Origin of the sequence: Coleofasciculus sp. FACHB-1120 (assembly GCF_014698845.1) — a bacterium.
Taxonomy (GTDB): domain Bacteria; phylum Cyanobacteriota; class Cyanobacteriia; order Cyanobacteriales; family FACHB-T130; genus FACHB-T130.
The window spans coordinates 19,804-33,039 of the sequence record NZ_JACJTV010000035.1 but is presented as its reverse complement, the minus strand read 5'-3'; the positions used below and the strand labels follow the sequence as shown (position 1 = coordinate 33,039).

Annotated in this window: 10 protein-coding genes; 4 read left to right on the top strand and 6 right to left on the bottom strand. The window is 46.5% G+C overall.

The features are described from left to right. Positions 1 to 3 precede the first annotated feature (3 nt). From H6H02_RS27325 to H6H02_RS22555, 3 genes are all read right to left on the bottom strand, one after another. Positions 4 to 1,719 (bottom strand): tetratricopeptide repeat protein, encoded by a 1,716-nt coding sequence (locus H6H02_RS27325; protein WP_242040829.1) that lies wholly within the window; start codon positions 1,717 to 1,719, stop codon positions 4 to 6. Then, positions 1,676 to 3,025, bottom strand: a complete 1,350-nt coding sequence (locus H6H02_RS22560) for an AAA family ATPase (RefSeq protein WP_190821979.1) — start codon at positions 3,023 to 3,025, stop codon at positions 1,676 to 1,678. The genes H6H02_RS27325 and H6H02_RS22560 overlap by 44 nt, the downstream gene beginning before the upstream one ends. 259 nt (positions 3,026 to 3,284) lie before the next feature. Next, the gene (locus H6H02_RS22555) at positions 3,285 to 4,100 is read right to left on the bottom strand and encodes a DUF4142 domain-containing protein (RefSeq protein WP_242040828.1); all 816 of its coding nucleotides are present in this window, start codon (positions 4,098 to 4,100) and stop codon (positions 3,285 to 3,287) included. Between the two features lie 809 nt (positions 4,101 to 4,909). On the opposite strand from H6H02_RS22555, the gene H6H02_RS22550 reads away from it, so the two are divergent. Next, positions 4,910 to 6,928: an FAD-dependent oxidoreductase gene (locus H6H02_RS22550; RefSeq protein WP_190821977.1), complete on the top strand. Its 2,019-nt coding sequence runs from the start codon at positions 4,910 to 4,912 to the stop codon at positions 6,926 to 6,928. A 52-nt stretch (positions 6,929 to 6,980) separates the two neighbouring features. Here H6H02_RS22550 and H6H02_RS22545 read toward each other — a convergent pair whose 3' ends face one another. Next, the gene (locus H6H02_RS22545) at positions 6,981 to 7,994 is read right to left on the bottom strand and encodes a hypothetical protein (RefSeq protein WP_190821975.1); all 1,014 of its coding nucleotides are present in this window, start codon (positions 7,992 to 7,994) and stop codon (positions 6,981 to 6,983) included. 139 nt (positions 7,995 to 8,133) lie between these two features. On the opposite strand from H6H02_RS22545, the gene H6H02_RS22540 reads away from it, so the two are divergent. Both H6H02_RS22540 and clpS read left to right on the top strand, forming a co-directional pair. After that, positions 8,134 to 8,700 carry a hypothetical protein gene (locus tag H6H02_RS22540; protein WP_190821973.1) on the top strand — a complete coding sequence of 189 codons (567 nt, stop codon included), beginning with the start codon at positions 8,134 to 8,136 and terminating at the stop codon, positions 8,698 to 8,700. A 174-nt stretch (positions 8,701 to 8,874) separates the two neighbouring features. Further along, entirely contained in the window at positions 8,875 to 9,237 is a 363-nt protein-coding gene (clpS, locus tag H6H02_RS22535) for an ATP-dependent Clp protease adapter ClpS (protein ID WP_190414456.1), read from the top strand. A 71-nt stretch (positions 9,238 to 9,308) separates the two neighbouring features. On the opposite strand, the gene H6H02_RS22530 is transcribed toward clpS, so the two are convergent. Further along, positions 9,309 to 10,586: an acetylornithine/succinylornithine family transaminase gene (locus tag H6H02_RS22530; protein WP_190821971.1), complete on the bottom strand. Its 1,278-nt coding sequence runs from the start codon at positions 10,584 to 10,586 to the stop codon at positions 9,309 to 9,311. Between the two features lie 231 nt (positions 10,587 to 10,817). Here H6H02_RS22530 and H6H02_RS22525 point away from each other — a divergent pair, with 231 nt between their 5' ends. Further along, a complete protein-coding gene (locus tag H6H02_RS22525) occupies positions 10,818 to 12,506 on the top strand; it encodes a sodium:proton antiporter (RefSeq protein ID WP_242040827.1) in 1,689 nt (562 codons plus the stop codon). On the opposite strand, the gene H6H02_RS22520 is transcribed toward H6H02_RS22525, so the two are convergent. Continuing rightward, positions 12,503 to 13,180, bottom strand: coding sequence for a TrkA family potassium uptake protein (locus tag H6H02_RS22520; protein ID WP_190821969.1), 678 nt, complete (start codon positions 13,178 to 13,180; stop codon positions 12,503 to 12,505). The genes H6H02_RS22525 and H6H02_RS22520 overlap by 4 nt on opposite strands. Positions 13,181 to 13,236 lie beyond the last annotated feature (56 nt).

The window sequence follows — 13,236 nt, the reverse complement described above, 5'->3', positions numbered from 1 at the left end:
TCTTTAGGCGTCTGCTAGCTTTTGTACTCTAGCGATCGCTTCCCTCACTTTCTCGGCGTTGGGTGATTGGAGACGTTGCAATATATCTAGGGATTGCTGCAAATAATTCAGTGATGTGTTGGAGTCTTCCTGTAATGCTAACAGTTGCCCCAGCATTGCCAACGTCGCCGCTTTCCCTTGGACATCACCAATGCGCTCTTTTATTTCTAAGGACTGCTGATAATATGCGATCGCTTGCTCAATTTCCCCAGTATTGGCGCAGATAGTAGCTAGTTGGTGCAACGTCGCCGCTTTCCCTTTGACATTACCAATGCGCTCTTCTATTTCTAAGGACTGCTGATAATATGCGATCGCTTGCTCAATTTCCCCAGTATTGGCGCAGATAGTAGCTAGAGAGTGCAACGTTGCCGCTTTCCCTTTGACATCACCAATGCGCTCTTTTATTTCTAAGGACTGCTGATAGTAAGCGATCGCTTGCTCAATTTCCCCAGTATCGGCGTAGATAATACCTAGACAGTGCAACGTCGCCGCTTTCCCTTGGACATCACCAATGCGCTCAAATATTTCTAACGACTGCTGAAAGTACGCGATCGCTTGCTCAATTTCCCCCGTATCGGCGTAGATAATACCTAGACACTGCAACGTCTTCGCTTTCCCTTGGACATCACCAATGCGCTCTTTTATTTCTAAGGACTGCTGATAGTAAGCGATCGCTTGCTCAATTTCCCCAGTATCAGCGTAGATATTAGCTAGATTGTGCAACGTCGCCGCTTTCCCTTGGACATCACCAATGCGCTCTTTTATTTCTAAGGACTGCTGATAGTAAGCGATCGCTTGCTTAATTTTCCCCAAATTCGCAAAAAGAATTCCTAATTCATGCAAAACACTTGCTTTAATTTGGGTTAAATTTTCATCATCATTAGTTAGCCTCAAAGCTTCTTGGAGTGAATCTTCTGCTTTTTTGATTTCTCCTAAACTGCGATAGGCAACTCCTAGCTGATTCAAAATATTAATGCGAGTAAGTAAATTTTCCTCTAACATCCCGTGATGGTTATAAGGGCTATATTCCATCAACAGACGCTGAAGTAAATCTATGCGCTCTTGTTTTTCTGCTACCTCCAAGCTTCCCAAAATTCTTTCCGACTGAAGTGTTGTGTTGATTGCATAGTCTTTAGTTGATTCGGCTGTTTTGAACTGAAAGATACCTACTTTCCAAGCCCAAAAATCAGGCGCGTACTTGGCTAAACGAGTTAGAGCATAATCTGGCAAAAATAACAGGATAGGATGGGGAACGCTAGTTGTAAAAGCATCCCGGACAAAGTTGAGGTCTTGGAGAACAGGAGGATATTCTCCATACATCCCAATCGAGTGTTCTAAACCGACGATAATTAAAACTAATTTTTTATTTTGTTCAATCTTTATTTCTGCTAATTCCTCAACAATGGCATCTCTGATAAACCGCAAATCGGGAGAAGAAAAATTGCAAGCTGCAAACTGAATCTCCTGACACTGAGGATGGTGTTTTAGGATTTCTATTAAGGCATCTCTATCTTTAGCAAAGTTAATTTCAACAAAACCAATTGTTAACTTCTCATCGACAAAATCTATAAAGGTCAGCAGTTCAGCTAAGGGCTGCTGATTGATAGTAAGAAAGGTGTCAATCTCCGGTTGAAGTTTAGAGATTTGCTTTTGCTGCTGCGAGAGCTTCTTGGAAGGCATTGATTTGCTTCACCACGGGGTTAACATAATTCCAGCGGTTGTCACCGTTATATTCAAAAACCGAGATATTGAACAGCATCATCCGTCCAATTTCATCTTTAGTAACATCCTTAGTCAAACATATCCGCGCTAAAGCAGAATAATGTTGGGTAGGGATAATCCGCTCAAAGTTAAATTGCTCTTGCTTAATTGCATAAGTAACATCAGCCGCAGTCACTTTATTATGACCGCGAGTCGCAGCTGTTATAAATGCTCTTGCCGTTATTTGCATTAGCTGGCGTACATGACCGCCGCTAGCTTTGGCTAACTCCAGCAATTGCTGACGAGATTCAAATACTGCATCAACTTCTACTCGTTGATCTATCAAACTAGCAACCGCTTCTAGTGCCGTTTGATTGTATTCTAAATCGCACTCGTCACGCTTAAATTCATATATATTTACCATCGGTACAATATTGGGAGAGTCGAAGGTATTACTCAGATTTTTCTCGGAATAAACTACAGAAATTGGCGCAGTATAAATAATCGTACAGTGTAGCCCTTGTAACTGGGCAGCATAATCAAAAAATAAATGATTATCTACGCTGGGAGGAACCCGATCCAAGTTATCAAAAACAATTAAAAATCCTTTTTGGTATTCTGGGTACTTTTGCCTAAGCTGGTTGAAAGCATTGCCTAATAATAGATTAATATCTGCTTGTAAACGACCAATATCTTTTTGTAGCGTTTGGCGAATTGTTTTCTTTTGCTTATCAGAACCTTTAATTTGAGCTTGAATCTTAGCTAGCAGCTTAGAAATAAAAGGAATTTGTCCGCCTACTTCTGCACTGGTATCCAAATTTACAAACTTTTCAACAGTTTCTTCGTTCTCTTGAGTAATTTCTTTAAACCAAGATTCAAAGTTGTTTAAGAGCTGAGGATTAAATTTCAAGCCTAATTTGTATAGTTCATCAGCAACTTTTTTAATAATTACTAAATATAAATCTGTATATTCAGCATCAAGGATATCCAGTTCTGCATCCGCTTCTATATAAATAACTTTGTATTCAGATTGCAATCGCTCCTGAATCCGTCTTAGCTCGGTACTCTTACCACAACCCCGATGTCCGGTAAACAAAATGGTACAAAATTCTGCGGCTTCAAGAAAGTCTAATCGAGTGTTAACACTTTGAATTGCCTCTGTATTACGAACTTGTGATAAGTCAACATAGTATCGCTCAATATCTGCACCAACTAGCGAACCAACATCACAGGCGCGAAACGCAGCTTTAAGGGTAGTAGCACGATTGGGAGGAAGTGAAACCATCGGGTTAGCCTAATTGTAGTAACTCAATAGAGCTATAAAAATTTATATAGCCAAATTCTAGGCGATTTGCTGTGCCATCTCAAACCCGATCGTGTCTTGCGGCAAAATCTACAAAAGCGATGAGTAAGTAGCGCTTGTATGCATACGTTTTGGGATCGCCTCTCCTCAAAATCTAGCAAAGAGCGATCGCACTCTCAAGAGAGGAAAATGCGATCGCTCTTTAGTATTGCCAGTATTGCCCGATGTTACTGGTTCAAGCTTACTGGTTCATCTGCGTCCCACGATTCATCTGCATCGGGGTCGTCTGTGTCCCAGGAGTTGTCTGTGTCCCAGGAGTTGTCTGCATTCCCCGGTTCATCTGCGTCCCAGGGGTTGTCTGCGTCCCCTGGTTCATCTGCATCCCCCGGTTCATCTGCGTCCCCTGGTTCATCTGCATCCCAGACATTCCAGGCATTCCAGGCATCGCATTGTCTGTCTCAGCCACCCTGGCACCTGTCATCGACGCAGCCATTTGTAAATGACCCTGCACCCTTGGCAAGACTCTGCCAGCAAACGCTTTCAGATCGGAATCTTGTCCCAGTCCAACTTGACGCTGGTACACTGCGGCACTTTCTAAGTGACCGTTCAGTCCGCCTTCCATCATATAAGCTTGGTCGAAGCTCTTTCCAGACAACTGCTGAAGCCGCATCATTGCCGCTTCATACTTTGGCCCCGGAGTGGTTGGAGGAGTGACTCCCTTCTGAGCCGCTAACTGCATTAGCTCTTGGTTCGCCCGTGTATGCTCCTGAATCATCTGCTGCGCGAACTGCTTTACATTCGGGTCGGTTGACTTTTCTAACGCCAGTTGCCCAAGTTGTACTTCTGCCATTCCCCCGTGAGCGGCGTCCATAATAAACTGCCTATCTAGGGCAGTCAACTGGCTGTTGCGTGACGGCGTTGCCTGTCGGTTTGATGGCGTTGCCGGTCGAGTTGATGGCGTTACGGGGCGGGTGGTCTGAGCTACGGCTGAGAAGCCCAGAGACGTAAATAATCCAACTGCTACAAGGGCAGCAGTTGCTGTTGTTCGTTTCATCATGGTTAAATCTCCAGGAAATGCTTTTGTTTGCTAGGGCTTACCGTAGGTTCGTTAGCCAAAAAAGAGCTAACAAATGCAGGAAAGTCTTGATGCACTAAATTTTTTTTCTCAACTCAGCGATCATTTACATCTGAGCACGTATACATCTACTAATACTGCTTAATCTTTCTTCAACTACCTCTCTCTTTAGATATGTTTGCTTACCGAGAGAGCTAATCGTATCAATTCATTCTTAAAAACCCTACTTGCTGCTAAAGATTACTTTGTAGCTTCACGGGAAATTCCAAAAAACATCTTGTAGCGCCGTGTCTATCAGATGGGATTTCTAGCTTGGTCTAAATTGCAACTAAATCCTCATAAATATTTGTTTTTTAGAATAAAAAATGCATATAATCTATTTTGTTTGGTTTTATACAGGAGAATGAAATTAAAAACAAGGCTAAAGTAAGGGATTTTTAGAACAAAAAACATCTCATTAGGTAGAGGCTTATTCACCGATCCCCTAGGAAATTAGGATTTATTCGCAGCGCTACTGCAATCAAAATCCGGAACACTACCAATAGCGGGAATTAGCTGCACTGCTAGCTAAATGAACTAGCTAAATAGAAGAAAAGTGCAACTGCTGACTTGAATCGCCATCTAATTCAATAGAGGGATTCGAGTAGAGGAATATTTATCGCCTTTTCGGGATACGCTAGAGCGATCGCTTGCTCTGAGTGCCGCCAGAAAAGCTTGCAATGAACAATTTGAGAGTGGTAGCGTCTGAGAGCTAGCTAGATATACGTAGAAGCTGAAATAAACGCCTAAACATGAAGCGATCGCTCCTTAGCCTGACTCTAGGCTTAACATTGCTGGAAGCATTCACTCCACTTGCTTTTGCAGCACCCCCTAGAAACCCCGATCAAACAGTCCAGTGTGAAATTTTGGTCGTTGGAGGTGGACTCTCTGGTGCCGCGACTGCCTACGAAGGCTTATTGGCGGGACGAACCGTTTGCCTCACCGAAATTACCGACTGGGTGGGAGGACAAATTTCCGCACAGGGAACTTCCGCACTAGATGAACGCCCCACCCAACGGCAAAAGCTGTTATACTCTCGCGGCTACCTGGACTTGCGACAGCGAATCAATCGCAAATATGGAGAACTCAACCCTGGCGATTGTTGGGTTAGTGAATCCTGCTTTCTTCCCCGCGATGCTCACAAACTGCTGTATGACCAATTGCAAGATGCCGCCAAAAAAGGCAGAGGCAAGCTGAAATGGTTTCCCTCGACAGTAATCAAAGAACTGAACATCGACCAAGCGGGGAATTTGATTCAAGGTGCGATCGCTATCCAGCATCGCCCAGCCAAAGGCGCATCCCCTCTCAACACCTTGCCCCTATCCCAAACGATTGAGGATTCTTATCGCTACGAGAACTCGGCTCAGTTTGACAAAACCATTGTGCGTTTTGTACCCCAGCCAGCGAAAAAGCCAGCACCCGCAGCCCCAAATTGGTACGTTGTTGACGCATCAGAAACCGGCGAACTGATTGCCCTGGCTGACGTTCCCTACCGGCTAGGTATCGACCCCCGTTCTTACCTCGAACCTTCTTCTTCGAGTGAAACGGGCGATCGCTATTGCACCCAAGGCTTTACCTACACCTTTGCAATGGAGGCAACCCAACAACCACAAACCCATACCCCGCCACCCTTCTATTCTCAATATGAACCCTACTACAGCTATGAATTAAAGCGACTGGCGGACTTTGGGCTAGTCTTCACCTACCGACGCATTTGGAGTCCTAAAGCTGGAGAAACAACCAAATTCGGGGGCCTCTCCTATACGGGACCCACTCCCGGCGACATCTCCATGCAGAACTGGACTTGGGGCAACGACTACCGCCCCGGAAACGCCGAAGATAACTTAGTTTACACTCGCGACCAGTTGCAAGCCGCTGGACAGCTACAGCCTGGAGAATGGATGGGAGGATTGCGAACCGAAACCCTCCGCAAAGGCGAGGAAAACGCGCTGGGATATTTTCACTGGCTGGTTGCTGGAACCACCGACTCTCAACTTGGCCCAGGAGTTAAGCAGGCGAAACCCAATAACCGTTACCTGAGTGGGTTAGATTCCCCAATGGGAACGGTGCATGGGTTATCTAAGTATCCTTATATGCGGGAAGGACGGCGAATTATTGGACGCCCCACCTTGGCTTATCCTCAAGGTTTTAGCATTTGGGAAATTGATATTTCTCGCCGTAACTACAAAGACGACTACTACCGTCAAACATTGTCACCAGATACCTATCGGAGACTACAGGCATCGCTTGCAGGACTGGAAGTAGCGTCTGTACTGAGCGGCACCAAGCCGCCGGAACAAGTCATGCGGCGCACTCGTTCCACCATCTATCCCGACGCTGTAGGCATTGGTCACTATGCCATCGACTTCCATCCTTGCATGACCCAAAGCCCCGCAGAAGCTCCAGGAAACACCGAACGGGAAGGTGAACGACGGGGTGCAGGTCAAGCTTATCCGTTCCAAATCCCTCTCAGAGCGATGATTCCCCAAAAAATCAACAATATGCTCGTGGCAGGGAAAAGTATTGCTACCAGTCACATTGCCGCCGCCGCCTACCGAGTGCATTCCTTTGAATGGTCGGCGGGGGCTGCTGCTGGAACGACAGCCGCTTTTGCCTTAGAAAATGGAGTCGCGCCTTATCAGCTAGTGGATGAACTGCCACGCGCCGAACCACAACTAGAAGCGCTGAAACGTCGATTGGATAAGAATAACAATCCGACTGTCTTTCCAGACACCTCAATTTTCAACCAGAATTGGGAAGATTGGAAGTGATATTTGTGAATCGGGAATGGCTAATTGGATAGCCATTCCCGATTCGCAATGACTACTTTGCTGGCTTCTCTAGCGACCAAATAGGAAGTTTATTCACCTCTTGGAGGGTTAACTCTACATAAGTCATGTCTTCCGGCTTAGCAACTTCTAGACCAAAATAACCTTCAGGGCCATCGTGAGCGTGGGAGCCGCTGCTCCGGGCTGAATAATGCCCTTGCAAACGAGCTTGATTAAATTGGGAACTCACGTTCCACAGCCACCGAGAGGGGAAGACAATACCGCCGAGATCCTCAACCCAGTCTCGACTCCCTCGCAGGTGATAGAAACGAGCCGCCTGAAAGCCCGACCTCCCATTAAAGACCCCACCCACAGAGACGATAGTGATTTTTGTATCTAGCCATTGGTTAAGATAGGGAGCCGCACCCAAGGCAACTTGTACACCACCACTCGTTCCAACGAGAATGATGTCAAGCGGTTTACTCTCTTTACGGGAAATGGGCTGCCCACTATTCATCCGCTCGATGATGGCATTGGCAATCCCCTGATTATAAATAGAGCCATAGCGAGGATCGGCGGAAATCGCAAATCGCCAGAGATTGCGGATTTTGATCAGCACGCTGGCGATTCCCATCCCACCATTTCGATTCGCAAAGTGCCATACGGGGCTTAATAAGCGCTGTCCTCCTAGACCCTTGTTCTCTGCTGAGTATGGGAAAACATCTCCTACGGCTACGCAGTTAGGATGACTCTCAACAATCCGGTCTAAAAAGACTTCTTCCCCCGGTGTTAATTCATTGGCAGAAAAATCTCCTACTCCTGTCAAAAACACAATGTAACAATTGATTGGGGAGGATTTGGCGTCAGGATTTGAGTCATTGTTGGGTGGCAAGATCGAGCTTTGGTTTTTCTTCAAACCTAAAGTTTCTGCTCCTTGTTCCAGCCACCAGACGACAGTCCCGACTGGCGAAGTAATACCCCAGATGATGAGTATAAAGACCGCTAGGAGCAACAGCTTCAAGGTTCCCCCCCGAAGCCATACAAGTATCCGCCAAATCAATCGCAGCATTCAAGAATATCTAGTTGCTTACTGTTACTGTCTTAACGTCAATTAATTTTGGTCAGGAAGTGAATTTTTTTGGTGATTGGCTCCCTGAGGCAGTATCCTATCCAAAGTCGTCATCAATCGCGAGTAGTAAGGATTCAACGTGAGCAGCGAGGAATCAAAAGTAAGCTTGGGCACGACCCTTTGGAATGCACTTGCTTTAGATGGAAATTTTTATGAAAATGCTCGAAATACGCCTAAAACCTATCGAATTGCCCAAACTATTGTGATTTTAGCAGCACTGTCCCATGCTTTGGGTAGTGCTGTTATTTTATTAATTAACCTGGCAACGCTGCCCGTAATGCTGCTGGCGCTTCTGATTGATGGGATGAGCATTGTGGGAGGCTACTATTTCTGGACGCTTACCATTTGGAAGATTGGGGAGTGGCGAAAACCAAATCACGTTACCTATAGGGATTTGATGATTCCGATTGGCTTTGCCTATGCTCCGCAAGTGCTGAACTTCTTAACGCTGATTCCTTTGTTTGGACAACCACTTGAGCGGGTGCTAGCGGTTTGGAGTTTGCTGGCTGTGATTGTAGCAGTCCGCCAAGGGTTAGATATTAGCACTCGCAATTCGGCGTTGATTTGTTTGGTCGGATGGCCTCTGGTACAGCTAGCGGTTGGATTTATACAACGCTTTGAACAATTCCTGGTAGAGAGTTTCTAGATTTTGTGGACATTTCGCCAAAACTTTCACAAAATCCCACCTGGTTTTGCTTGGTTGTCACAGGAAACTAAGATTATTCTGGCTTAACCTGTTACTTCCGGGGATCTAGGCTTGTTAAAATAGAGCAAAATACTTGTAAATTAATTTTGTTAAGGTCTTTTCGCAATCTGCCTTATGACTAGGAGACTTTCAGCCGCTGTTGGCGCGATCGCCTCCGGTATCACTTTACCGACCGCCGCTGCACCGATTCAAGCTCCTGTTCAGACTCCTGAACGATCTAGTCAAGTTGTCCGCAAGTTATATCCTAATTACAAAGTGATCGTGTTGGACGACGATTTTAATACGTTTGAACACGTTCACGAGTGTTTGGTGAAATATATCCCTGACATGACGAGCGATCTCGCTTGGGAACACACCTATCAAATCCACTTTGAAGGTCAAGCGATTGTTTGGGTGGGTCCCCAAGAGCAAGCAGAACTTTACCACGAGCAACTAAGCCGCGCTGGGTTGACAATGGCTCCTCTAGAGGCGGCTTAAAAAAGTTACGAGTGTGAGTTAGCATTCTTAATTCAAAACTCAACACTCATAACTCATGACTTTCCGATTCCCTACGCGGTGACGGTTGCCATTGCCCGTTCAACGGCTTGCAACGCTTGGTCTACCTCTTCGGCAGAGACAATCAGCGGCGGCACAAATCGAATCACTTTCGGGCCTGCTGGCACCAGCAATAAGCCGTCAGAGATCGCAGCTTTCACGACATCTGCTGAAGTTAATTCAATCTCTGCCTTCAACTCCATCCCGTTGATTAAACCCCAGCCGCGCACTTCGCTAATTTGGTCGGGATATTTAGATGCGATCGCGCTCAATCCTGCTCGTAATTGTTCGCCCCGATCTTGTACATTTTGCAGAATATTATCCCGTTCTAGCGTCTGACAGACGGTTAACGCAGCCGCACAGGCAAAGGGATTGCCACCATAGGTGCTGGCATGATCTCCCGGCTGAAAAACATCGCAATGTTTCTTGCACAAGGTTGCACCGATGGGAATGCCGCCGCCTAATCCCTTGGCAGAAGTGAAGATATCCGGCTCAATTCCCAAATTCTCGTATCCCCAGAACTTGCCGCTGCGACCCATGCCAACTTGCACTTCATCTAAAATTAGCAAGATGTCGTTGTCATCGCAGATTTTCCGCAATTCTTGGAAGTATTTGACATCGCCGGGACGCACACCGCCTTCTCCCTGCAAGGCTTCCAGCATAATTGCGGTGACGCCTTGATCGCCTTCGTCGAGGGTAGCGATCGCATTCTTGATCGCCCCAATATCGTTGTAAGGCACATAATAGAAACCTGGCATCAACGGGGCAAAATTTTTCTGGTACTTCGGTTGGCCTGTGGCGGTAATCGTCGCCAACGTGCGCCCGTGGAAGCTGGCGTGAGCAGTCAAAATAATCGGCTTTTCGATCCCTTTGACCGTGTGGGCGTATTTCCGAGCCAGTTTGATTGCCCCTTCGTTTGCCTCAGCACCGGAATTGCAGAAAAACGCCCGATCCGCGCAGGAATGCTCGATCAACCATTTTGCCAATTCCCCTTGCACCGGGATGTAATACAAGTTAGAGACATGGTGCAGCGTCTGGATTTGGCGAGTTACCGTTTCCACCAAAGCTGGGTGGGCGTGTCCGAGGGTACAAGTGGCAATTCCGGCAACAAAGTCCAGATATTCGCGCCCCTCGCTATCCCACAGGCGGCAACCCGCACCCCGTTCTAAAGCTAGGGGATAGCGCCCGTAGGTACTCATCACCGAGGCGTCAAAGCCTTCTGGGTCATACGGGACAGACACGCCTGACTCTGCCGGAATTGCGGGATTTTCAACCAGAGTTTCTAGACTCACTGCTTACTCCTGAAATTTTTTATCCTTATTTGGCAATCTTAAAGGGAATTTTCAAAAAGTTCTGTTTAAAGGGAACTATAAACGCTGAGAAAACAGAAACAGGCTTACTTGCAAAAGATTAGTGAAGGCGGTTAACATCGTCCACGCGATGGGTTGAGTCTCCAATTGACCGTTAGCATTGCACATTATCCAATTGGCTCCCCAAAAAGGGTGATTCTAGGGAAGTACCAGATGCGATCGCTCCTCATTTTTGTTTGTCCTAATCAACTAAATCAGATGATGCGTCTTTTATCCTTAGCGAAACCTCCCGGCTGGTGCTTTCCGCAGCCATTTATTCTCGCTAATGTTAACCAAACAAACCAACAGCCTCAAGCAAACATTGCAGAGTTAGTCCCGATTCTGATTATTCTCCTACTGATTGCCACAGTTGTTGCCCTGGTGACACAGCGGCTTCGCGTTCCCTACGTCACGGGTTTAGTGTTAGCAGGTTTACCAATCACGGAGCTATTTTCTCGCCGCGTTGGACTCGATCCTATCCTGGTGTTAAATCTTTTCCTACCGATTCTCATCTTTGAAGCTGGCATCAATACAGATGTCAGGCGTCTCCGAAGCACATTTAAACCAATTGCCCTCTTAGCAGGTCCAGGGGCAATCCTTTCCTCTGCGATTATTGCCGTTCTGTTGAAATTTGGACTGGAGCTAGATTGGATACCAGCGCTATTAATTGGAGTTATTCTCGCAAACACTGATACGGTTTCCATGATTGCCGTCTTTAAGGAGATACCTGTACCCTCCCGACTTTCCACCATCGTTGAAGGAGAAACCCTATTCAACGATGCCGCTGCCCTCGTTTCATTTAACCTAATTCTGGCAGTGTATTCGACAGGTTCGCTCACCGTATTAGAAGGAATCCAACAACTGTTATTTGTTGCCGTGGGAGGCAGTCTCGTCGGCTTAGTCTTGGGCTACTTAAGCATCCCTGTATTTCTTCGTTTGCACGATCCCCTTAGCAGTCTCTTGCTAACCGTTGCAGTGGCATTAGGAACCTTTCAAATCGGGCAATTTTTAGGCGTATCTGGTGCTGTGGCTGTGGTTGTGGCAGGACTAATTTTCGGGAACGTTGGGCTTTCTCGCAGCACGTCTGCTTCCGATCGGATCGCGTTGTTGAGTTTCTGGGACTATGCCAGTTTTGCGGTCAATACCTTTATTTTTCTGCTGATTGGTGTAGAAATAAATCCGGTAACGTTCTGGAGGACTTTGCCAGCGGTTCTGCTTGCCGTTTTGGCTTACCAAATTGCGCGAGTTCTCACTGTATATCCGCTATTGGCTGGGGTGCGTTGGTTTGACCGTCCGATTCCATTGCGTTGGCAGCACGTCCTGTTTTTAGGTAATATCAAAGGCTCTCTTTCAATGGCTCTTGCCCTCAGTCTACCCACAACACTACCAGGACGAGAGCAGTTGATCGCTTTAGTGTTTGGTTCGGTGCTGATATCTCTGGTTGGGCAGGGGGTAAGTTTACCTTGGTTTGTTCGCCGGTTGCAACTCTCTCGCTTCTCAGATTCTCGCCAACAAATTGAGGAATTGCAAGCTCAGTTAATTGCTTCCAAGGCAGCTCAAGATGAATTGGATAGTCTCCTGAAAAAAGGGGTTTTGCCAAAAAGTGTTTATGAAGAAATGCGAGCCGTTTATCAGGTGCAAGTTGCTGGGGCAGAAAAAGCGCTGCGGAATCTTTATAATCGTCGTCCGGGACAATTAGTTGAAGGCGATCGCTCAAAACTTGACGCTATTCGACGACGATTACTCTTGGCAGAAAAAGGAGCGCTAAATGAGGCTATCCGGCAGCGAATTCTTTCTGAGGAAATTGTGCAAGGACGTATAAAAACGATTGATGAACAACTGATGAAACTAGAGGATGATTAGGCACAACCGTTGATGAAATCGATGGCTTGATGTAATGACCCTGGCTTTGTCACCATTAATATCGTTGCTCCTGGCTCTAATACTGTACTCCCGTTGGGAATCTCTAAATCCATGTGGGGATGGGCTTGATAACCAATAATTAAAGAACCTTTAGGAAATTGGGGTTCCTGAGCGATTTCAGCAACGGTAAGACCGACAACATAGCACTTTTCAGGAATCGAAAGTTTTAAGACTTCAATTTGACCCTGCTCAAAATGCATCATTGATTCTACTTGCGGATACTCAATCGCATTCACCATTGTGGAAACTCCCAAATCAACGGTACTGATGATATGAGAAGCCCCGACAATGCGTAAAGGTTCGGCAAAATCGCGGTGGCGCACTCGACTCACAATATGGGAAACGCCGTAGTGTTTAGCAAGCGTGACCATTGCGAGATTTAAGGCATCATGACGGAGAACGGCTGCGACGGCATCAGCTTTGTGAATCCCGGCTTCTAGCAGCACTTCGGTACTGACAGCACTGCCTTCAAAAGCCATTGCGCCGACTTGTTCGCGGACAAAACGGCAGGCACTCGGATCGATATCAATTACGGCGACGGTATGCCCCAGTTCTACCAGCCGTTGCGCCAAATCTAACCCAACAAGTCCGGCTCCACCAATGAGTACAAACATAGTGACTCTCTCAGAATATTCACTCTCTGCTTCACTTTACAAGTTGGGAGCGGTTA

Excerpts from the sequence above, each read along its gene's own strand:
- H6H02_RS27325 (WP_242040829.1), bottom strand. The coding sequence starts at position 1,719 with ATGCCTTCCAAGAAGCTCTCGCAGCAGCAAAAGCAAATCTCTAAACTT.
- H6H02_RS22560 (WP_190821979.1), bottom strand. The coding sequence starts at position 3,025 with ATGGTTTCACTTCCTCCCAATCGTGCTACTACCCTTAAAGCTGCGTTT.
- H6H02_RS22555 (WP_242040828.1), bottom strand. The coding sequence starts at position 4,100 with ATGATGAAACGAACAACAGCAACTGCTGCCCTTGTAGCAGTTGGATTA.
- H6H02_RS22550 (WP_190821977.1), top strand. The coding sequence starts at position 4,910 with ATGAAGCGATCGCTCCTTAGCCTGACTCTAGGCTTAACATTGCTGGAA.
- H6H02_RS22545 (WP_190821975.1), bottom strand. The coding sequence starts at position 7,994 with ATGCTGCGATTGATTTGGCGGATACTTGTATGGCTTCGGGGGGGAACC.
- clpS (WP_190414456.1), top strand. The coding sequence starts at position 8,875 with ATGACTAGGAGACTTTCAGCCGCTGTTGGCGCGATCGCCTCCGGTATC.
- H6H02_RS22525 (WP_242040827.1), top strand. The coding sequence starts at position 10,818 with ATGCGATCGCTCCTCATTTTTGTTTGTCCTAATCAACTAAATCAGATG.
- H6H02_RS22520 (WP_190821969.1), bottom strand. The coding sequence starts at position 13,180 with ATGTTTGTACTCATTGGTGGAGCCGGACTTGTTGGGTTAGATTTGGCG.